Origin of the sequence: Pseudomonas delhiensis, from assembly GCF_900187975.1 — a bacterium.
Classification (GTDB): domain Bacteria; phylum Pseudomonadota; class Gammaproteobacteria; order Pseudomonadales; family Pseudomonadaceae; genus Pseudomonas; species Pseudomonas delhiensis.
This window is the reverse complement of record NZ_FZPC01000024.1, coordinates 36,771-55,883: the sequence shown is the minus strand read 5'-3', so window position 1 is coordinate 55,883 and position 19,113 is coordinate 36,771. Positions and strand designations below refer to the sequence as shown.

Annotated in this window: 15 protein-coding genes and 1 riboswitch; of the genes, 4 read left to right on the top strand and 11 right to left on the bottom strand. The window is 71.4% G+C overall.

Annotated features, from left to right (window positions below; genetic code table 11):
* Positions 1-391: 391 nt before the first annotated feature.
* From CHC02_RS21195 to cobG, 6 genes are all read right to left on the bottom strand, one after another.
* On the bottom strand, positions 392-1,369 hold the full coding sequence (locus CHC02_RS21195) for a FecR domain-containing protein (RefSeq protein ID WP_089393411.1): 978 nt from the start codon (positions 1,367-1,369) through the stop codon (positions 392-394).
* Positions 1,366-1,866, bottom strand: a complete 501-nt coding sequence (locus tag CHC02_RS21190) for a sigma-70 family RNA polymerase sigma factor (protein WP_089393410.1) — start codon at positions 1,864-1,866, stop codon at positions 1,366-1,368. The genes CHC02_RS21195 and CHC02_RS21190 overlap by 4 nt, the downstream gene beginning before the upstream one ends.
* A gap of 425 nt (positions 1,867-2,291) precedes the next feature.
* Positions 2,292-3,944 carry a precorrin-3B C(17)-methyltransferase gene (gene cobJ, locus CHC02_RS21185; protein WP_089393409.1) on the bottom strand — a complete coding sequence of 551 codons (1,653 nt, stop codon included), beginning with the start codon at positions 3,942-3,944 and terminating at the stop codon, positions 2,292-2,294.
* Positions 3,944-4,684 carry a precorrin-2 C(20)-methyltransferase gene (locus CHC02_RS21180; protein WP_425262410.1) on the bottom strand — a complete coding sequence of 247 codons (741 nt, stop codon included), beginning with the start codon at positions 4,682-4,684 and terminating at the stop codon, positions 3,944-3,946. The genes cobJ and CHC02_RS21180 overlap by 1 nt, the downstream gene beginning before the upstream one ends.
* Complete coding sequence (locus CHC02_RS21175) at positions 4,684-5,310, bottom strand: precorrin-8X methylmutase (protein WP_089393407.1); 627 nt, start codon at positions 5,308-5,310, stop codon at positions 4,684-4,686. Before CHC02_RS21175 ends, CHC02_RS21180 begins: the two co-directional genes overlap by 1 nt.
* Positions 5,303-6,631: a precorrin-3B synthase gene (gene cobG, locus CHC02_RS21170; RefSeq protein ID WP_089393406.1), complete on the bottom strand. Its 1,329-nt coding sequence runs from the start codon at positions 6,629-6,631 to the stop codon at positions 5,303-5,305. The genes CHC02_RS21175 and cobG overlap by 8 nt, the downstream gene beginning before the upstream one ends.
* 92 nt (positions 6,632-6,723) lie before the next feature.
* Positions 6,724-6,907: riboswitch (cobalamin riboswitch) on the bottom strand.
* Between the two features lie 78 nt (positions 6,908-6,985).
* Here cobG and cbiE point away from each other — a divergent pair.
* The 3 genes from cbiE (at position 6,986) to CHC02_RS21155 (ending at position 9,834) form a co-directional block, all read left to right on the top strand.
* Positions 6,986-8,188, top strand: coding sequence for a precorrin-6y C5,15-methyltransferase (decarboxylating) subunit CbiE (gene cbiE / locus CHC02_RS21165; protein ID WP_089393405.1), 1,203 nt, complete (start codon positions 6,986-6,988; stop codon positions 8,186-8,188).
* The gene (locus CHC02_RS21160) at positions 8,185-8,913 is read left to right on the top strand and encodes a cobalt-precorrin-6A reductase (protein WP_089393404.1); all 729 of its coding nucleotides are present in this window, start codon (positions 8,185-8,187) and stop codon (positions 8,911-8,913) included. Before cbiE ends, CHC02_RS21160 begins: the two co-directional genes overlap by 4 nt.
* Before the next feature lie 297 nt (positions 8,914-9,210).
* Entirely contained in the window at positions 9,211-9,834 is a 624-nt protein-coding gene (locus tag CHC02_RS21155) for a glutathione S-transferase family protein (RefSeq protein WP_089393403.1), read from the top strand.
* Here CHC02_RS21155 and CHC02_RS21150 read toward each other — a convergent pair.
* The 3 genes from CHC02_RS21150 to CHC02_RS21140 are packed head-to-tail and all read right to left on the bottom strand — an operon-like array spanning position 9,831 to position 11,883.
* Positions 9,831-10,169: a hypothetical protein gene (locus CHC02_RS21150; protein WP_089393402.1), complete on the bottom strand. Its 339-nt coding sequence runs from the start codon at positions 10,167-10,169 to the stop codon at positions 9,831-9,833. The two genes, CHC02_RS21155 and CHC02_RS21150, sit on opposite strands and share 4 nt — an antisense overlap.
* Positions 10,170-10,201: 32 nt before the next feature.
* On the bottom strand, positions 10,202-10,900 hold the full coding sequence (locus tag CHC02_RS21145) for a vWA domain-containing protein (RefSeq protein ID WP_244160960.1): 699 nt from the start codon (positions 10,898-10,900) through the stop codon (positions 10,202-10,204).
* Positions 10,882-11,883 carry a magnesium chelatase ATPase subunit I gene (locus tag CHC02_RS21140; RefSeq protein ID WP_089393400.1) on the bottom strand — a complete coding sequence of 334 codons (1,002 nt, stop codon included), beginning with the start codon at positions 11,881-11,883 and terminating at the stop codon, positions 10,882-10,884. Before CHC02_RS21140 ends, CHC02_RS21145 begins: the two co-directional genes overlap by 19 nt.
* 567 nt (positions 11,884-12,450) lie before the next feature.
* Between CHC02_RS21140 and CHC02_RS21135 the strand changes: the two genes are divergently transcribed.
* Positions 12,451-13,548, top strand: a complete 1,098-nt coding sequence (locus tag CHC02_RS21135) for a 3-deoxy-7-phosphoheptulonate synthase (protein WP_244160958.1) — start codon at positions 12,451-12,453, stop codon at positions 13,546-13,548.
* Positions 13,549-14,135: 587 nt separating this feature from the next.
* Here the strand turns inward: CHC02_RS21135 and cobN are convergent.
* Positions 14,136-17,867 (bottom strand): cobaltochelatase subunit CobN, encoded by a 3,732-nt coding sequence (gene cobN, locus CHC02_RS21130; protein WP_089393399.1) that lies wholly within the window; start codon positions 17,865-17,867, stop codon positions 14,136-14,138.
* A gap of 193 nt (positions 17,868-18,060) precedes the next feature.
* The gene (cobW, locus tag CHC02_RS21125) at positions 18,061-19,113 is read right to left on the bottom strand and encodes a cobalamin biosynthesis protein CobW (RefSeq protein ID WP_089393398.1); all 1,053 of its coding nucleotides are present in this window, start codon (positions 19,111-19,113) and stop codon (positions 18,061-18,063) included.

The following is a 19,113-nucleotide window of genomic DNA, read 5'->3' as shown; positions in this document are numbered from 1 at the left end:
GCCGGGCCAGCGCGGAAAACCCGACAAAAATAATTCTCATCCGCGAAAAATGTTTCCGATGGCGCCCATGCGGCTCTTCGTAGGAGCGAGCTTGCTCGCGAATGGAGCTCCCCGGTCGTGGCGGTGCCAGGCATGAGAGCGCCCTCTCCCTAACCCTCGACTGCGCGCCCCGCCCTGAAGGGAGAGGGGACCGTTCGGAGCGCGTGGGTATTCCAGAGTTAACCGGCAACACCGAAGGTTTCCAGTTGAAACCATTCCCTTTCTCGGCACGGACAAGCCCCCTCTCCCTTCAGGGAGAGGGCTGGGGAGAGGGGACGGAGTCAAACCAAAACACCTAAGCCACCTGGAAACTCCGTTCGCGAGCAAGCTCGCTCCTACAGGGGAGTCCGGTTCAGGCGCGGGCCTCGACGGTCACCCACCAGTCGCTGCGGCGCATGACGCGTACCGGCAGAGTGCGCGGCAGCAGGTCGAGCAGCTTGTCGGTGTCGTCCAGGCGGAACACGCCGGACAGGCGCAGGTCGGCCACCAGCGGGTCGCAGCCTAGGTGGCCGTGGCGGTAGCGGGCGACCTCGGCGAGGAAGTCGGCCAGGCGCATGTCGCGGCTGACGATCAGGCCCTCGGCCCAGGCGCTGCTGTCCATGCCGGTGGCGGCCAGGGGCGTGGCGCCGTCGGCGTCGACGCGGTAGCGATGGCCGGCCTCGACCACCGTGCGGGCCAGGCCGAGGCGGCGCGGGGCGATGGCCACGGCGCCCTGCTGCACGCTGAGCAGGCTGTCGTGCGCGTCCTGGCGCAGCACGAAGCGGGTGCCCAGTGCTTCGAACAGGCCATCGCGGTTGCGCACGCGCAGTGGCCGGGCGGGGTCCCTGGCGGTGCTGACGAGGATTTCGCCACGCTGCAGGACCAGCAGGCGCTGTTGCGGGGCGAAGAAGACGTCGACGGCGGTGTCGGTGTTCAGCAGCAGTTTGCTGCCGTCGGCCAGGACGAAGCGCTTGCGCTCGCCGACGCCGCTGGCGTAGTCGGCGCTCCAGCGCTGCCAGGGGCCGAGGTCTCGGCTCAGCCACAGCGCCGAGCCGCCCAGGGCGACCAGCGACAGTAGCTTCAGGGCCTGGCGCCGTTGCAGGCGCTGGCTGCCCTTCTCCAGGGTTTCCAGGGCCACGCGGCTGCCCGGCACGCTCTGCAGGCCGCTGCGCAGTTCCTGGTTCAGCGACTGCACGCGCTGCCAGGCCAGTTCGTGTTCGGCGCGCTGGGCGCGCCAGCGGGCGCAGGCTTCCTGCAGCTGCGGGTCGGCGCCGCCGGCCAGGCGCAGCGTCCACTGGATGGCCTGCTTGACCACCCGGGCGTCGGGCTGCAGTTCGGCGGTGGCGTTCATCCGGCGTAGCGCGCCTGGTAGCAGTGGAACAGCGCCTCGGCCACGTAGCGCTCCACCGAACGCACGGAGACGCCGAGCCGTTCGGCGACCTGGGCATGGGGCAGGCCTTCGCACTGGGCCAGGAGGAAGGCGGTGCGCACCCTGGGTTTCAGGCCGTCGAGCAGGCGGGCGATGCTTTCCAGCAGTTGCAGGAGCATTTCGCGGGTTTCCGCCGAGGGGGCTTCCGCTTCCGGCAGGTGGGCGATGGATTCCAGGTAGGCGCGCTCCAGTTCCTCGCGGCGCCAGTGGTCGATCACCAGGCCGCGGGCGATGGTGCGCAGGAAGGCGCGCGGGGTGCGCAGCTCCAGCAGCTCCTGCTTGAGCAGCAGGCGCAGGAAGGTGTCCTGGGCCAGGTCGGCGGCATCCGCGGCGTTGCCCAGGCGGCTGCGCAGCCAACCGTGCAGCCAGCCGTGGTGGTCGCTATACAGCCGGTCGATGTCGAGGGTGGAGGAGGCCATGGGCGCCGGGAAATATGAAGAATGATAATTCGTCGCATTTTCATCAACGCAATGGCCATTTGCAAGCGGGGCCGAACGTCCAGGGGCGTAGGGCGAATAACCGTCCGCGGTTATCCGCCGATACGCCGGGGTCATAGCCAATGCCCAGCCCAACCCCGGAGCCGCCGAGGATCACGGTCAAACGGCGGATAACGCCGTAGGCGTTATGCGCCCTACGCCAGGCCCGACCATGACGTAGGGCGAATAACCGTCCGCGGTTATCCGCCGATACGCCGGGGCCACAGTCAATGCCCAGGTCAATCCCGGAGCCGCCGAGGATCACAGTCAAACGGCGGATAACGCCGTAGGCGTTATGCGCCCTACGCCAGGCCCGACCATGACGTAGGGCGAATAACCGTTCGCGGTTATCCGCCGATACACCTGCCTCAGCGATACCAGCGCGGCGTGTACACCCAGTCGCCACCGCCGGCGCGGGGGAAGCGGCGGGTGAGCGACGAGCCGATGATCACCAGGGTGCGCATGTCCACCATCTCCGGCTGCAGTTCGCCGAGGGTGAGGCTGCGCAGCGCCTCGGCCGGGCGGCCGATGTCGCGGCCGAGCACCACCAGCGTTTCCGCCGCGCGGTGCTGGCGGACGATCTCCAGGGCGCGGCCCAGTTGCCAGGGGCGGGCCCTGGAGATGGGGTTGTAGAAGGCCATGGCCAGGTCGGCGGCGCCGGCGTGGTCGAGGCGTTTTTCGATCACCTCCCAGGGCTTGAGGTTGTCCGACAGCGAGATCAGGCAGAAGTCGTGGCCCAGGGGCGCACCGGCCCTGGCCGCGGCGGCCAGGGCGGCGGAGACTCCGGGCAGCACCTCCAGCTCGACGTTGTGCCACTCGGCATCGGCGCTTTCGTGCAGGGCCTCGATGACCGCCGCGGCCATGGCGAACACCCCCGGGTCGCCGGACGACACCACTACCACGCGCCGGCCGCCGGCCGCCAGCTCGAAGGCATGGCGGGCGCGCTGCATCTCTTCGCGGTTGTCGCTGCAGTGGCGCACCTGGTCGGCGCGCAACGGCTCGGCCATCTTCACGTAGGTCTCGTAGCCGAGCAGGTCCTGGGCTTCGTCCAGGGCGCGGCGCACGGCCGGGGTCATGTGCTCGGCGGCGCCGGGGCCGAGGCCTATCACGCTCAGGCGCCCGCGCGGGCGGCCGATGGCGGCGGCCTGCGCGGGGGATTCGGCGAGGCGCAGGTGGATGCCCTCGTGCGCGCCATGCACGGGTGGCAGTGGTTCACCGGCGACGAAGCGCAGCGGCACCCCGAGGGCCCGGGCGGCTTCCGCCAGGCGCGCGTCGGCCATGTGCCGGCGCGGGGCGAGCAGGGCGGCGAGGGCGGCCGGGGCCAGGTGGGCGTGCGCCAATGCCTTGTGGACAAGTGCGGCGAGGTCGTCGACCGGCGCCTGCACTTCGGCCAGGACCTGGCGCGGGTGGATCAGCAGTTCGTCGCGCTGTGCCGGGCGTGCCTCGCAGGTCACCCGCACGCGGCGCCGGGCATCCTCGGCCAGCGGCAGGCGCGCCGCGGCCAGCCAGGGGGCGTCGCCTTCGATGCGCAGGCTCTCGCCGCCGAGCAGGTCGGCGACGAAGCGCTTGCCCTGCTCGATGTCGGCCAGGGCATAGCCTTGTGGCGGCTCCAGCAGGCAGGCGCCGAAGCGCAACTCGCCGCTGGTGGTGATGGCCGGCGCCACCTCCAGGGCGGTGGCGATCTCGCGGGCCAGACGGTTGACCCCGGCCAGGCCGCCGAGCAGCGGCACCACCGCGCTGCCGTCCTCGGCCACGGCCAGCACCGGCGGCTCGGCGCCTTTTTCCTGCAGCGCCGGGGCCAGGCTGCGGATGACGATGCCCGCGGCGCACAGGGCGATGATCGGCGTGCCGGCGCGGTAGAGCGCGCGCAGGGTGTCGCCGAAATCCTGGTAGGGCTCGTCGGCACCCTCGACGCGGCCCTGCAGGCCGTGGATGCGCGCCCGTGGATAAAGCGCCTGCACGCGCCGGGCGGTGGCCAGGGCGCTGGCGCCGAGGATGACGATGGCGGGGGAGGCGTTCATCAACCGCGCCACCTCTGCCCGGGGATCACCACCATGGAGAAGTAGGGCGAAGCCATCGGGTCCACCTCGTCCAGCGGCACGATGCGCTGCTCGCGCATGGTCGCCCGCTCCACGTAGTGCGCGCCGCCGTCGCGGCCCAGCGCGCGGAGCACGCGGCGGACCTTGTCGAAGTTGCGCCCGAGCTTCATCACCACCGCCGCGTCGGCGCTGGCCAGGCGCTGCTTCAGCTCGTCTTCCGGCAGCACGCCGGAGAGCACCGAGAGGCTCTGGTTGCGGTACACCAGCGGTACGCCGAGCACCGCCGCGCTGCCCAGCATGGAGCACACGCCGGGCACCACTTCGCTCGGGTAGCGTTCGGCCAGGCGGTCGTGCAGGTACATGTAGGAGCCGTAGAAGAAGGGGTCGCCTTCGCAGATCACCGCGACGTCTCGGCCGGCGTCCAGGTGCCGGGCCACCTGCTCGGCGGCGGTGTCGTAGAAGTCGCTGATGACGGTCTCGTAGGTCAGCGGCGGCTCCAGCTTCTCGGTGGTCACCGGGTACACCAGCGGCAGGCGTTCCTGGGCCTGCCCCAGGTGCTGCTCGATGATGCCGAAGGCGTTGCCGCCCTGGCCCGCGTGGTGCTTGGCCTTGGCCACGAAGTAGGCGACCACGGGGGCCGACTGCAGCAGGCGCAGGGCCTTGAGGGTGATCAGCTCGGGGTCGCCGGGGCCGACGCCCAGGCCGAGCAGGCGGCCGCCCATCATTCCACCTCCGTGGCCAGGGCGTTCACCGCGGCGGCGGCCATGGCGCTGCCGCCGCGGCGGCCACGGACGATCACGTAGGGCACGCCGCGGCTGTCGGCGGCCAGCAGCTCCTTGGATTCGGCGGCGCCGACGAAGCCCACCGGGAAGCCGAGGATCAGCGCCGGCTTCGGCGCGCCGGCGTCGAGCATTTCCAGCAGGTAGAACAGCGCGGTGGGGGCGTTGCCGATCACCACCACGCTGCCTTCCAGGTGCTGGCGCCAGTGCTCCAGGGCCACCGCCGAGCGGGTGTTGCCCCGCTCGCGTGCCAGGGCCGGGACGTCCGCCTCGTTGAGGGTGCAGATGACTTCGTTGTGCGCCGGCAGGCGCGCGCGGGTGATGCCCTCGGCGACCATGCACGCGTCGCAGAGGATCGGCGCGCCGGCCGCCAGGGCCGCGCGGCCGGCGCTGCCGGCGCCGGCGGAGAAGCGCAGGTCCTGCACCACGTCGACCATGCCGCAGGCGTGGATCACCCGCACGGCGAGCTTCTCCAGGTCGGCGGGGATGGCCGAGAGGTCGGCCTCGGCGCGGATGGTGGCGAAGGACTGGCGGTAGATCGCCTGGCCGTCGCGGATGTAGTCAAGCATCGGGGAAGACTCCGGGGTCGCGCAGCCGGTCGGCCGCGGCGTCGAGGGACAGGTCGCGCGCCAGCGGCTGGCCGAAGCCGGCGTGGCCGGGGGCGCGGCGGTAGAGGTCGTAGCGGCCGTCGGCGACGGCCAGCAGCGTCAGGGGCGCCACCTGGGCGGCGGCGCAGGAGCGCGGGCAGCCGCACAGGTGCACGCCGGGCGGCAGCGGCGCGCCCAGGCGCTGGGCCAGGCGCAGGGCGTCGGCCTTGGTGTCGGCCAGGCCGCGGGCACAGCCGCTGGAGCCGCTGCAGGCGACCAGCCGGGACAGCGGCTGCTCCGCCGAGGTGGCCAGGCCCAGGCCGGCCAGGGCGGCGAGCACGGCGTCGGCTCGCTCGCGCGGCACGTTGGGCAGCAGCAGGCCCTGCCAGGGTGTCAGGCGCAGGGCGCCGTCGCCTTCGCGTTCGGCGAGGCCGGCCAGTTCGCGCAGCAGCCCGGCGTGCAGGCGGCCGAGGACGAAGCCGGCGCCGACGCTGCACAGGCCGTGCTGGCGCTGCGGGCGGATACCCAGATGGGCGAAGGGCGCGACGGCGGGGCGGCGCCAGTCGGCCACGTCCTGTTGCAGTGGCAGGTCGAGGCGCGCCAGCAGATCCTCGGCGGGAAGGCTTGTCAGCAACTGGCGCATGCGCGAGACGCCTTCGCCGGCCAGGTCGAGGAACAGGTTCAGCAGCGCCTCGACCAGGGCCGGCACCTGTTCGCTGGCGATGGCGGCGAGCGCGGGTCTGTCCTGCGCGCGCACCGGCGGGCAGCCGGCCAGGCCGAAGGCGAAGCGCCCGGCGTCCATGACCGACAGCCAGATGTCGTGGGGGTGTTCGAGCATCGCCAGGGACTCGCCGCCATCCAACTGCAGGGCGAACTTGGGCGACAGGCCATGGAAGCGCGGCTTGTCCTGCAGCAGGTCGAGCAGCGTGGCGGCCAGCGGCGAGACGTCCAGGGTTTGGGCCGGGTCGAGGCCGGCGGCGGGGCTCAGCAGCAGGTTGCGCACGTCATCGGCGGCGGCGACCCGCGGGCCCAGCCCGGCCTGCAGCAGCTCGGTGGACAGCGCCGCGCCGACGCCTGCGTGCACGCCGCGGATCTGCAGGTTGGCGCGGTTGGTCGCCTCCAGCACGCCGTCGGCATGGCGCTCGGCGGCGCGGGCGATGGCCCTGGCGCCGGTGGCGTCGAGGCGCCCGCCGGGCAGCTTGATGCGGCAGATGCCGCCATCGCCGGAGGCGACCACGCGCAACAGCCCCGGGCAGGGCGACGGACGGATTTCGACAGGGGGGACGGGCGGCTGGCTCGGCACAGGGTCACCATGGCTGGGTCGCGGTGACCTTGCGGATCGCCCCACATATGGGAAGACCTACAACATCGATACACCCCGCTCGATGCTTGCACGCGCGACTGGTCCCGTCGGCAGGTCTCCTGGCTGGCAGGTCGTCGCCCGACGCGGCCTTCCCGGTCTCCCAGTGGCCAATGACGCGTGGACTCGCTGCTTACAGTTGCGGGGGCAGCCGCGCTTGGATGGCTCCTGCGCGTTCCCTCTTCGGCCCTGATGGGCACCGACGAAGGCTGTATTATGCCCGCTTTGCCCGACCCCTTGAAAACCCTGCCCGTCGGAACGCCGGCGGCGCGGTGTCGCAACCTGCGAGGACTTCCCATGACGCCCTGGCTGACCATCGTCGGCATCGGCGAGGACGGCTACCCCGGCCTCGGCAAGACCGCCCGCCGCGCCCTGCTGGCGGCCAGCGAAGTGTTCGGCGGCGAGCGCCAGCTGGACCTGCTGCCGCCATGCATCGGCGCGCAGCGCACGCGCTGGCCGAGCCCCTTCGACATGGCCCCGCTGCTGGCGCGGCGCGGCACCCCGACCTGCGTGCTGGCCAGCGGCGACCCGCTGTTCTTCGGCGTGGGCGCGAGCCTGGCGCGGCAACTGCCGGCGGCGGAAATGCGCGTGCTGCCGGCGCCGTCCTCGGTGAGCCTGGCCGCGGCGCGGCTGGGTTGGGCGCTGCAGGACGTCGAGCTGCTGTCGCTGGTGGGCCGGCCGCTGGCGGCGCTGAACCTGCGCCTGCACCCGGGGCGCCGGCTGCTGGTGCTGAGCGCCGATGGGCGCAGCCCGGCGGCGGTCGCCGCGCTGTTGCGCGAACGCGGTTTCGCGCCGAGCCGGCTGAGCGTGCTGGAGCACCTGGGCGGCGAGCGCGAGCGGCGCATCGACGGCCTGGCCGCCGACTGGTCGCTGGAGGAGGCCGCCGCGCTCAACGTGCTGGCCATCGATTGCGTGGCTGGCGCCGATGCCCGGCGCCTGCCGCTGACCCCCGGCCTGGCCGACGACGCCTACCGCCACGACGGCCAACTGACCAAGCGCGACGTGCGCGCCGTGACCCTCGCGCGCCTGGCCCCGGAGCCGGGTGAACTGCTCTGGGACGTCGGCGCCGGCTGCGGCTCCATCGGCATCGAGTGGATGCGCGCGCACCCCGCGTGCCGGGCCATCGCCATCGAGGCCGACGAGGGCCGCCTCGGGCACATCGCCCACAACCGCGACGCCCTTGGCGTGCCCGGCCTGCAACTGGTGGCCGGGCACGCGCCCCAGGCCCTGGAAGGCCTGGAGGCGCCGGACGCCATCTTCATCGGCGGCGGCGTCACCGTGCCCGGCGTGCTGGCGCTGTGCTGGGACAACCTCAAGCCCGGCGGGCGCCTGCTGGCCAATGCCGTGACCCTGCAGAGCGAGGCGGCCCTGGTCGCCTGGCGCGAGCGCCACGGCGGCGAGCTGGTGCGCCTGCAGGTGGCCCAGGCGCAGCCCCTGGGCGGCTTCGACACCTGGCGCGCCGCCCTGCCGATCACCCTGCTGGCGGTGCGCAAGCCGTGAGCGGCAAGCGCATCCTGCTGCTGGGCGGCATCGGCGAGGCCCTGGCCATCGCCCGCCGCCTCGGCCCGCGGCACCTGTACAGCCTGGCCGGCCTGGGCAAGGTGCCCGACGACCTCGCCTGCCAGGTGCGCGTGGGCGGCTACGGCGGCGCCGAGGGCCTGGCGGCGTTCATCACCGCGCAGGGCTATGACCTGTTGCTCGACGCCACCCATCCCTATGCCGCGCGGATCAGCCGCAACGCCGTCCGCGCGGCGCAGCTGGCTGGCGTGCCCTGCTGGGCCCTGCGCCGCCCCGGCTGGCAGCCCGGGCCTGGTGACGACTGGCGCGAGGTGGCCGACTGGCCGGCGCTGATCGCGGCGCTGGCGCCGTTCGAGCGGCCGCTGTTTACCCTGGGCCGCGAGCCGCTGGAACACCTCGGTGAAATTCCCGAACATCAGTTCTGGACCCTGCGCTGCCTGCAGAGCCTGCCGGGCACCGAGCGCGCCGAGGTGCTGGGTGCCCGTGGACCCTTCAGCCTGGAGGGCGAGCGCGAGCTGTTCGCGCGCCGGGGCACCGATGTGCTGGTGAGCAAGAACAGCGGCAGCCAGGCCACCGAGCCGAAGCTACAGGTGGCGCGCGAGCGGGGTGTGCCGGTGTTGATCCTGGCGCGGCCGGAATTGCCCGAGGTGGATCGGCAGTTCGACAGCGTCGAGGCGTTGTGGGCGGCGTTGGCGCCGCTTCTGTAGGGCGGGGTTCGCGAGCCAGCTCGCTCCTACGAAAAGCACAGGTGCATCGCCTGTAGGAGCGAGCTTGCTCGCGAACCGCTCGCCGACACATTGCCGAAGCTGGAGCTGTCCGAGGTGGATCGATAGCGCCGATTGGCGCATGAGAGCCCCTCTCCCCAACCCTCTCCCGCAAGCGGGAGAGGGGGCCGGTCGGCGTGGGCGGCTTGTCCGGCGTCAGCCGGCGCGATCGACGCGGCGGGGGGCGCCGGCGTATAACCGAGAACGGTCATGCGCACGACGCGAACAGGGAGTGGCGGAATGTTGCGAATCCTCGGCAAGGCCTCATCGATCAACGTGCGCAAGGTGCTGTGGACCTGCGCCGAGCTGCAGCTTCCCTACCATAGGGAAGACTGGGGCAGCGGCTTTCGCGCCACCGACGCGCCCGAATTCCTCGCGCTCAATCCCAATGCGCTGGTGCCGGTGCTGGTGGACGGCGACTTCGTGCTGTGGGAGAGCAACGCCATCTGCAGCTACCTGGCCAGCCAGTACCCGCGCGACGACCTGCTGCCTTCCGCGCCCCGCGAGCGGGCGCGGGTGGAGCAGTGGATGGGCTGGCAGGCCACCGAGCTGAACAATGCCTGGCGCTACGTGTTCATGGCGCGGGTGCGCAACAGCCCGGCGCATGCCGATGCCGCGGCCATCGTCGCGAGCGAACGCGAGTGGAGCCGGCTGATGGCGCTGCTCGACCGCCAGTTGGAGCGCACCGGCGCCTATGTCGCCGGCGAGCGTTTCAGCCTGGCCGACGTCGCCATCGGCCTGTCGGTGCAGCGCTGGTTCATGACGCCGATGCAGCGCCCCGGGCTGCCGGCCGTGGCCGCCTACTACGAGCGGCTGGGCCGGCGCCCGGGGTTCCGCGAGCACGGGCGCAACGGCTTGCCCTAGGTTTCGACGAAGAACTCGTTCGGCCCACCCGCATCTTCCCAGGCATCCTGGGCCCTTTGCATGGTGGCTTGCAGCTGTCCCTGGCTGCGGTAGTCGTAGCGACTGCTATGGAAGAAGACGGCGACGAAGTCTTCGCCGTACTCACGCGTCTGCACTGGAATTTCCAGCAGCAGTACGCCATTGCCATTCTCGTCGCGCTCGCCGTCCAATGTCGCGGCCAGTCGTCGGCCTTCGCTGCGCATCACTGCGGGCAGCATCAATAGCTGATGCTTGCGTAACAGTTCGGATATTTCCTCGATATCGGTTTCCCGGTAGAGAATCGCTACTGTCGTCATGATGGTCTTCCTGGGCGCTGGAATATGTGGGTTTACGAGGGTAGCTGGGTCTTCCAGGGAAGTTCGCTGATGTGCCGGTAATCCGCTTCCAGTTCCGCGGCCAGGTGTTGCGCACGGCCCAGGCGCACGGGGCCGCTCTCGATGTCCACCAGCAGGCTGGCGCAGGGCAGGGGCGCCAGGGGAGGGCAGTCGCTCAGGCGGCCGTCGGTGACGATCAGCAGGCGCTGGCGCTCGCCGGGCTTGTGCCGCTGGCGCCGTTGCAACCAGTCGGCGGCCTGGGCCAGCGCATCGAACAGCGGCGTGCCGCCGCCGGCGCCCAGGTCGCGCAGCCAGTCGCGCAGTTGCGCCGAAGCCTTCTGCCCCTGCCACAGCCAGCGCGGCTGCTGCCCCGCGGCATGCAGCACGGCCAGGCGCGCGCGTTGCCGGTAGGCCTGTTCGAAGACCTCCGCCAGCAGGCCCTTGGCCTGGCCCAGGGCGCCATGCCGGCGGGTGCTGGCCGAAGCGTCGACGATTACCAGCCAGAGCTCGCGGGGCCTGGCGCTGCGGGCGCGCAGCACCAGTTCGTCACGCTTCTTCGGGCGCCCGTGCAGGAAGCTGGCAGGCCAGTCGACGCGCGACTGCGCGCCTTGCCGGCGGGCGCCGCTGCGGCCGCCGGCGGACTGGCCGGGTGTGGGGCTGGCATCCGCGCCTGGGGCCGGGCGCGGGCGGATGCTCAGGGCTTTTTTGGCCAGCGCGGCAGTTCGCGGGCGGCGCCGGCGGGCACGGCGCGGGGCGGCAGTTCGCCCCACTGGCCTTCGTTCTGTGTGCCTTGTTCGGGTTGGTTGGCGGCAGGGGCCTGAGGTGCGTGCGGCTGTGCCGGTGGGGGCGGTGCATGGCGGCGGCGGTGGGCGAGGGCGAAGGGCTCCAGGGCGTCGATATCCTCCTTCTCGATGCGCTCGGCGCCGCGCCAGGCGGCATGGGCGCGGGCGCCGCGCAGCCAGACCAGGTCGGCGCGCAGGCCGTCCACCCCGGCGGCGTAGCAGCGCTCGGCGATGGCCTGCAGCGCGGCGTCGTCCAGGGGGATGCCGGGAAGACGCTGGCGGGCCTGGGCGCAGCGCTGGCGCAGGGCGTCCCGTTCGGCCTGCCAGTGGCCGAGGAAGGCCTGTGGGTCGGCGTCGAAGGCCAGGCGGCGGCGGACGATCTCGGCGCGCTCGGCCGGCGCCGGCGTGCCGCCCAGCTCGACCTTCAGGCCGAAGCGGTCAAGCAGCTGCGGGCGCAGCTCGCCTTCCTCGGGGTTCATGGTGCCGATCAGCACGAAGCGCGCCGGGTGGCTGTGGGACAGGCCGTCGCGCTCGACGTGGTTGACGCCGCTGGCGGCCACGTCCAGCAGCAGGTCCACCAGGTGGTCGGGCAGCAGGTTCACTTCGTCGACGTAGAGTACGCCGCCGTCGGCATTGGCCAGGATGCCCGGGGAGAAGCGCGCGCGGCCCTCGCCCAGGGCGGCGTCGAGGTCGAGGGTACCGACGATGCGTTCCTCGCTGGCGCCCAGGGGCAGGGTGACGAAGCGCCCGCCGTCGAGCAGGTCGGCCACGCCGCGGGCCAGGGTCGACTTGGCCATGCCGCGCGGGCCCTCGATCAGCACCCCGCCGATGGCCGGGTCGATGGCGGCCAGGCACAGCGCCAGTTTCAGGTCGTCGGCGGCGACCACGGCGGCGAGGGGGAAATGCGGTTGCATGGGGCGTTACCTGCTGCGTGCCTGGGTGGGCTTGAACGGCGAATGGTAGCGAAGCCGGCGCGGGCGGGCGAGGCGCCATCGATGAAGGCGATAGGAAAGGATGATTGAAAGCCCGGCGCCGATGCGGTAGCTTGGCCGGCATCTTGTGGAGATAACCATGCCGTCCAGCCTGTCCATCCAGTCCCTCGCCCGCCCCGGTGCCCTCGGCTCCGCGGTCGCGCGCGCGCGGGTGCTGGCCGCTGCCGCCGGTTATTTCTTCCATGGGTATTGGTTTAGCCACAGGCGCGCCTGATACCCCACAGGCGCCCTAGCAAGCAGGGTCGCCAACCAGACAGCTTCACGAAACCCCGGTCGGCAACCCGACCGGGGTTTTTGTTTTTCCGGCCCACAAGGCCAAAGCACTTCAACCAGAGGATCGAAACATGACCGCCTACACCACCTACCGCTATTACCGCACCTCCGACTGGCGATTTAGCAGCCGTGCCGCTGCCACACCCGAACACCTCAGTCGAACACTCAGATAGCGCCGCGCGCGGCCACGACCGCGCCGGCCAAGGATGCCAGTCCATGAATTCCTCCGTTTCCGCCCTGATCCGCAACGACCTGCCGCAGTCCGCCGAAGTCCTCGAACTGCCGCGCCCCAGCCTCCGCCGCCGCGAACAGCCGCTGCCGAGCCCCGCCGAACTGCGCCAGCGCCTGCCGCTTTCCGCCGCCCTGGCCGAACGCGTGCAGCACGACCGCCAGGCCATCCGCGCCATCCTCGACGGCCGCGACCCGCGCCTGCTGGTGGTGGTCGGCCCCTGTTCCCTGCACGACGCCGATGCCGCCCTCGACTACGCCGAGCGCCTCGCCGCCCTGGCCCCCGAAGTGAGCGACCAGCTGCTGCTGGTGATGCGCGCCTACGTCGAGAAACCGCGCACCACCATCGGCTGGAAGGGCCTGGTGTACGACCCGCACCTGGACGGCAGCGGTGACATGGCCGAGGGTCTGGCGCTGTCGCGGCGGCTGATGCTGGGCATGCTCGAACGCGGCCTGCCGGTGGCCACCGAACTGCTGCAGCCGCTGGTGGCCGGCTACCTCGACGACCTGCTGGGCTGGGCGGCCATCGGCGCGCGCACCAGCGAATCCCAGGTGCACCGCGAGATGGTCAGCGGCTTGGACCTGCCGGTGGGCTTCAAGAACGGCACCGACGGCAGCCTGGGCATCGCCTGCGACGCCATGCGCTCGGCGGCGCACCCGCACCAGCACTTCGGCATCGACGGCCTGGGCCGCCCGGCGCTGGTGCAGACCCTCGGCAACCCGGACACCCACCTGGTGCTGCGCGGCGGCCACGGCGGCCCGAACTACGACGTGGCCAGCGTGCGCGCGGCCCGCGAGGGATTGGAGCAGCAGGGCATCCCGGCGCGGATCATGGTCGACTGCAGCCACGCCAACAGCAGCAAGGACCCGCTGCGCCAGCCGGCGGTGCTGGCCAGCGTGCTCGACCAGCGCCTGGGCGGCGATGCGTCGCTGCGCGGGGTGATGCTGGAGAGCCACCTGTTCGACGGCTGCCAGCCGCTGAAGGGCGAGCTGCGCTATGGGGTTTCCATTACCGATGGCTGCCTGGGGTGGAGTGGGACCGAGGCGTTGTTGCTGGATGCGGCGGGGCGGTTGCGGCGGGGGTAATCGCAACGATGGCGGGCTCCGCGTCATACGCCGTTCATCCGACGTTTCCGTGTGCTCCGGGGCCTGTCACGGAGTCGCTGTTTGGGGGCGCTTCGGGTTCGACCGGGAAGCCGGGCATGAGGTGGGTGTAGCGGCGTATAACCGCGAACGGTTATACGCCCTACGTTGCTGGATGTCTGTAGGCGCGAGCTTGCTCGCGAAGGGAGTTTCCCGGCCATGCCGGTGCCAGGGATGAGAGCACCCTCTCCCTAACCCTCTCCCTGAAGGGAGAGGGGACCGTTCGGAGTGCGTGGGTATTCCTGAGTTAGCCGGCTAGTACGAAGTTGCCGGCTGACGCCAAATCCATTCTCGGCACGGACAAGCCCCTCTCCCTGAAGGGAGAGGGGCTGTTCGGAGTGCTCGGGTATTTCGGAGCTAGCCGGCTAGTACGAAGTTGCCGGCTGACGCCAAATCCATTCTCGGCACGGACTAGCCCCCTCTCCCTTCAGGGAGAGGGTTGGGGAGAGGGGACGGAGCCAAACCTAGACACCTAAGCCACTTGGAAACTCCGTTCGCGAGCAAGCTCGCTCCTACGAAGAGCCTCAGCGTCACTGCTCCTCGCTGTCCACCAGGATGTTCTCCAGCGTCTCGCGGTACTCCCCAGGCTCCTGCCAGAGCCCGCGCTGCTGCGCTTCCAGCAGCCTCTCGGCCATGTCGCGCAGGGCCTCGGGGTTGTGCTGGCGGATGAACTCGCGGGTGTCGTCGTCCAGCAGGTAGGCGTCGGCCAGTAGCTGGTACTGGTGGTCTTCCACCAGTTCGCTGGTGGCGTCGAAGGCGAACAGGTAGTCCACGGTCGCCGCCATCTCGAAGGCGCCCTTGTAGCCGTGGCGCTTCATGCCGGCGATCCATTTCGGGTTCACCGCGCGGGCGCGCAGCACGCGGCCGAGTTCTTCCTTCAGCGTGCGGATGCGCGGGTTGTCCGGCTGGCTGTGGTCGCCGTGGTAGCTGGCCACGCGGCGCTCCTGGATGACCTCGGCGGCGGCCAGCATGCCGCCCTGGAACTGGTAGTAGTCGTTGGAATCGAGGATGTCGTGCTCGCGGTTGTCCTGGTTGTGCAGCACCGCCTGCAGGCCGTCCAGGCGCCGGGCGAAGCGCTCGCGGGCCGGGGTGCCGTCGTCGCCGGCGCCGTAGGCGTAGCCGCCCCAGTTCAGGTAGGCCGCGGCGAGGTCGGCGCGGTTCTCCCAGCTGCGTTCCTCGATCACCCCCTGCACGCCGGCGCCATAGGCGCCAGGCTGGGCGCCGAAGATGCGCCAGCCGGCCTGGCGCCGGGCTTCTTCCGCCGCCACACCGTTGGCCTGCAACTGGGCGCTTTCGGCGCGCACGCGGGTGGCCAGCGGGTTCATGTCGTCCGGCTCGTCCAGCGCCGCCACCGCCTGCACCGCCGCGTCGAACAGGCGGATGAGGTTGGCGAAGGCGTCGCGGAAGAAGCCGGACACGCGCAGGGTCACGTCCACCCGCGGGCGGTCGAGCAGGCTCAGCGGCAGTATCTCGAAGTCTTCCACGCGCTGGCTGCCGGCCTGCCACACCGGGCGCACGCCGAGCAGCGCCAGGGCCTGGGCGACGTCGTCGCCGCCGCTGCGCATGGTCGCCGTGCCCCACACCGAGAGGCCGAGCTGGCGCAGGTGGTCGCCGTGGTCCTGCAGGTGCCGTTCCAGCAACCGGCTGGCGGACTGGAAGCCCAGGCGGTAGGCGGTGGGCGTGGGCAGGTTGCGTACGTCGACGGTGAAGAAGTTGCGCCCGGTGGGCAGCACGTCCAGCCGCCCGCGGCTGGGCGCACCGCTGGGGCCGGCGGGGACGAAGCGGCCGTTGAGCCCGGCCAGCAACTGGCCGGTCTCGTTGGCGCCGCAGGCGTCGAGCAGCGGCGCCACGTTTTCGCGCAGTTGCTGCAGGACCAGCGCGCTGGCCGGGCCGGGGCCGTCGAGGCCGTCCTCGATCAGGTGCAGGGCGAGCAGTTCCAGGCGTTCGCGGGTGTCGCCGTTGCTGCGCCAGGGTTCGTCGCTGACGGCCAGCAGCGACTCGGGGCGCGGGCCGTCCCAGGGCTCGGCGAAGTTGCTGTCCAGCGGGTCGCGGCCCAGGCGCAGGTCCTCGGCCAGGGCGCGCAGCAGGCTGGCGTTGCCGCCCTTGCCGTCGCCGCGCGGGATGCGCACCAGCGACAGCAGGGTGTCGCGGCGCAGTTGGCCCTCCGGCGATTCGCCGAACACGTGCAGGCCGTCGCGGATCTGCGATTCCTTGAGGTCGCAGAGGTAGGCATCCAGTTGTGGCAGCCAACTGTCTTGGTCATCGTTGAGTTGCAGGCCCAGTTCGCGGTCGAGGGCGGCGGCGCGCACCGCGTCGAGGATTTCCCCGCGCAGTTGCACGGCGCGGCGCGGGTCCAGCAGCGAGGCGTCGTAGTACTCGTCGGCCAGGCGCTCCAGGTCGCGCAGCGGGCCGTAGTTCTCGGCGCGGGTCAGCGGCGGCATCAGGTGGTCGATGATCAGCGCCTGGCTGCGGCGCTTGGCCTGGGCGCCCTCGCCGGGGTCGTTGACGATGAACGGGTAGAGGTTCGGCAGCGGGCCGAGGATCGCGTCCGGCCAGCATTCCTCGGACAGGCCCACGCCCTTGCCCGGCAGCCATTCGAGGTTGCCGTGCTTGCCGACGTGGATCACCGCGTCGGCGCCGAAGGCCTCGCGCAGCCAGAAGTAGAAGGCCAGGTAGCCGTGGGGCGGGACCAGCGCCGGGTCGTGGTAGATGGCCGCCGGGTCGAGCTGGTAGCCGCGCGCCGGCTGGATGCCGACGAAGGCCAGGCCCAGGCGCAGGCCGGCGACCATCATCCGCCCGCCACGGCACATCGGGTCCTGCTCGGGCTCGCCCCAGCGCTCGCGCACGGCGCGCTGGTTGGCCTCGGGCAGGCGCGCGAAGCAGGCCAGGTAGTCGGCCAGCTCCAGGCTCTGGGCGCAGGGGCGCAGGTCGAGGCTGTCGAGGTCGTTGCTCACGCCGCCGAGCAGGCTGTGGATAAGCGCATCGCCAGTCTCTGGCAGGCCGGCCACCGGGTAGCCCGAGGCCTCCAGGGCGCGCAGGATGTTCAGCGCCGCCGCCGGCGTATCCAGGCCGACGCCGTTGCCGATGCGGCCGTCGCGGGTCGGGTAGTTGGCCAGGATCAGCGCCACGCGCTTGTCGGCGTTGGCCTTGCGCGCCAGCAGCACCCAGCGCCGCGCCAGCTCGGCGACGAAGTCCATGCCCGGGCGGTGCGCCAGGTAGCAGACCACGTCGCTCTGGCTGCGCTCGCTGCGCCAGGCCAGGCCCTTGAAGCTGACCGGCCGGGTGATCAGGCGGCCGTCCAGTTCCGGCAGCGCCACGTGCATGGCCAGGTCGCGCGGGCCCAGGCCCTGGGCGTTGGCGCGCCACTGCTCGATGTTGTCCAGCGAGCAGATGGCCTGCAGCACCGGCACGTCGCGGCGGAACGGGCGGGCCTGGGGCGCCTCCGGGTTGGACTGGGCGAAGCCGGTGGTGTTGATGACCAGCTCGGCGCAGGCGGCGTCCAGCAGTGCCTCGACCTGCTCCAGGCAGGCCGTTTCCTTGAGGCTGGCCACGGCGATCGGCAGGGGGTTGAGGCCTTGGGCCCCCAGGCGCTCGCAGAAGACATCGATGAAACCGGTGTTCGCCGCCTGCAGGTGGGTGCGGTAGAACAGCAGCGCCGCCACCGGCCAGTCGGGGTTCCACTCGGCCTGCCAGTGGCCGAGCCCGGCGCTGGCGTGCCGGGGATGGTGCAGCGCCACGCGGGGCAGGGCGCGCGGTTCGTTCCAGGGATAGGCGCGGCCCAGGTAGCGGCTGGCCAGGTTGGCGAAGAGCTGCCGGGCGTTGTCCAGGCCGCCCTGGCGCAGGTACTGCCAGAGGCGCTCGGCCTCGGCGGCGGGAACCGTGCACAGCGTGGTCAGTTCGGGGTCGGGCTTGTCGTCGCCGGGGACCAGGACCAGGGTGGCGCCGCGCTCGGCCAGGGCCACCAGTTGCTCGATGCCGTAGCGCCAGTAGCCGACGCCGCCGTGCACCGAGATCAGGATGACCTTCGCGTGCCGCAGCACCTCGTCGACGTAGAGGTCCACCGAGGCATGGTTCTGCAGCTGCATGGGGTTGGCCAGGCGCAGGCTCGGGTAGTCCGCCGGCAGTTCGCGGGCGGCCTCGGCGAGCAGCGCCAGGTGCGAATCGCCGCTGCAGAGGATGACCAGCTCGGCGGGCGTCTGGGCCAGGTGGGCGATGCCGTCGTCGGGGACGAAGCCGCCGGGTTGGGTGCGCAGCAGGTGCATGGGGGACCTCTTTCGCTCGGTCAGGAGCGCCCTCTCCCCAGCCCTCTCCCTGAAGGGAGAGAGGGCCGGTTCGGTGTGCGCGCGGACATTGTGCTTACCGATGGGCACGGCCCGTGCTCGTGCGCCGGCCTATCGGCGAAGCGCCGGATCAGCCTCCCTCTCCCTCCGGGAGAGGGGTTGGGGGTGAGGGTATTCACGCCAGCGCGGTGCGCAGTTCGTTGGCGATGCTGGCCTGGTCCAGTTCCTGGCCGATCACCACCAGGCGGGTGGCGCGCTGTTCGTCCGCCAGCCACTTGCGGTCGAAGTGTTTGTCGAAGCGCTTGCCGACGCCCTGCACCAGCAGGCGCATGGGCTTGCCGGGAATGGCCGCGAAGCCCTTGATGCGCAGCACCGCGTGGCGCTCTACCAGTTGTTCGAGGGCGTCGAGCAGGGCGCGCTCTTCCACTTCCGGCAGGTCGACGTGGAAGGAGTCGAACTCGTCGTGGTCGTGGTCCTCGTGCCCTTCATGGTCGTGGTGGGTCGGGCGGCTGTCGATGTGCAGCTCGGCCTCGGCGTTCAGCCCCAGCAGCACCGACAGCGGCAGCTTGCCGGCGCTGGCCTCGATGATCTTCACCGCCGGCGGCAGTTCCTCGGCGACGTGGGTGCGCACTTGCGCGAGGGTGTCGGCGTCGAGCAGGTCGGCCTTGTTCAGCACCACCAGGTCGGCGCTGGCCAACTGGTCTTCGAACAGTTCGTGCAGCGGCGATTCGTGGTCCAGGTTCGGGTCCTGCCTGCGTTGCTCGTCGACCTGCTCGGGGTGGGCGGCGAAGGTTCCGGCGGCCACCGCCGGGCTGTCGACCACGGTGATCACCGCATCCACCGTGCAGGCGTTGCGGATTTCCGGCCACTGGAAGGCCTGCACCAGGGGCTTGGGCAGGGCCAGGCCGGAGGTCTCGATGAGGATCTGGTCCAGCTCGCCGCGGCGCGCCACCAGTTCGCGCATCACCGGGAAGAACTCTTCCTGCACGGTGCAGCACAGGCAGCCGTTGGCCAGTTCGAAGACGCGCCCGACGGCTTCTTCTTCGCTGCAGCCGATGGAGCATTGCTTGAGGATTTCGCCGTCGATACCCAGTTCGCCGAACTCGTTGACGATCACCGCGATGCGGCGGCCTTCGGCGTTGTCGAGCATGTGCCGGAGCAGGGTGGTTTTGCCGGCGCCGAGGAAGCCGGTGACGATGGTGACGGGGAGCTTGGCCAGGGTTTGCAT

Bases quoted from the DNA above. Each gene is read 5' to 3' on its own strand.
- cobJ (WP_089393409.1), bottom strand. From the start codon at position 3,944: ATGAACGCCTCCCCCGCCATCGTCATCCTCGGCGCCAGCGCCCTGGCC.
- CHC02_RS21195 (WP_089393411.1), bottom strand. From the start codon at position 1,369: ATGAACGCCACCGCCGAACTGCAGCCCGACGCCCGGGTGGTCAAGCAG.
- CHC02_RS21180 (WP_425262410.1), bottom strand. From the start codon at position 4,684: ATGGGCGGCCGCCTGCTCGGCCTGGGCGTCGGCCCCGGCGACCCCGAG.
- CHC02_RS21150 (WP_089393402.1), bottom strand. From the start codon at position 10,169: ATGACGACAGTAGCGATTCTCTACCGGGAAACCGATATCGAGGAAATA.
- CHC02_RS21140 (WP_089393400.1), bottom strand. From the start codon at position 11,883: ATGCAACCGCATTTCCCCCTCGCCGCCGTGGTCGCCGCCGACGACCTG.
- cbiE (WP_089393405.1), top strand. From the start codon at position 6,986: ATGACGCCCTGGCTGACCATCGTCGGCATCGGCGAGGACGGCTACCCC.
- CHC02_RS21190 (WP_089393410.1), bottom strand. From the start codon at position 1,866: ATGGCCTCCTCCACCCTCGACATCGACCGGCTGTATAGCGACCACCAC.
- CHC02_RS21175 (WP_089393407.1), bottom strand. From the start codon at position 5,310: ATGCTTGACTACATCCGCGACGGCCAGGCGATCTACCGCCAGTCCTTC.
- CHC02_RS21155 (WP_089393403.1), top strand. From the start codon at position 9,211: ATGTTGCGAATCCTCGGCAAGGCCTCATCGATCAACGTGCGCAAGGTG.
- cobW (WP_089393398.1), bottom strand. From the start codon at position 19,113: ATGCAAACCCTGGCCAAGCTCCCCGTCACCATCGTCACCGGCTTCCTC.
- cobN (WP_089393399.1), bottom strand. From the start codon at position 17,867: ATGCACCTGCTGCGCACCCAACCCGGCGGCTTCGTCCCCGACGACGGC.
- CHC02_RS21135 (WP_244160958.1), top strand. From the start codon at position 12,451: ATGAATTCCTCCGTTTCCGCCCTGATCCGCAACGACCTGCCGCAGTCC.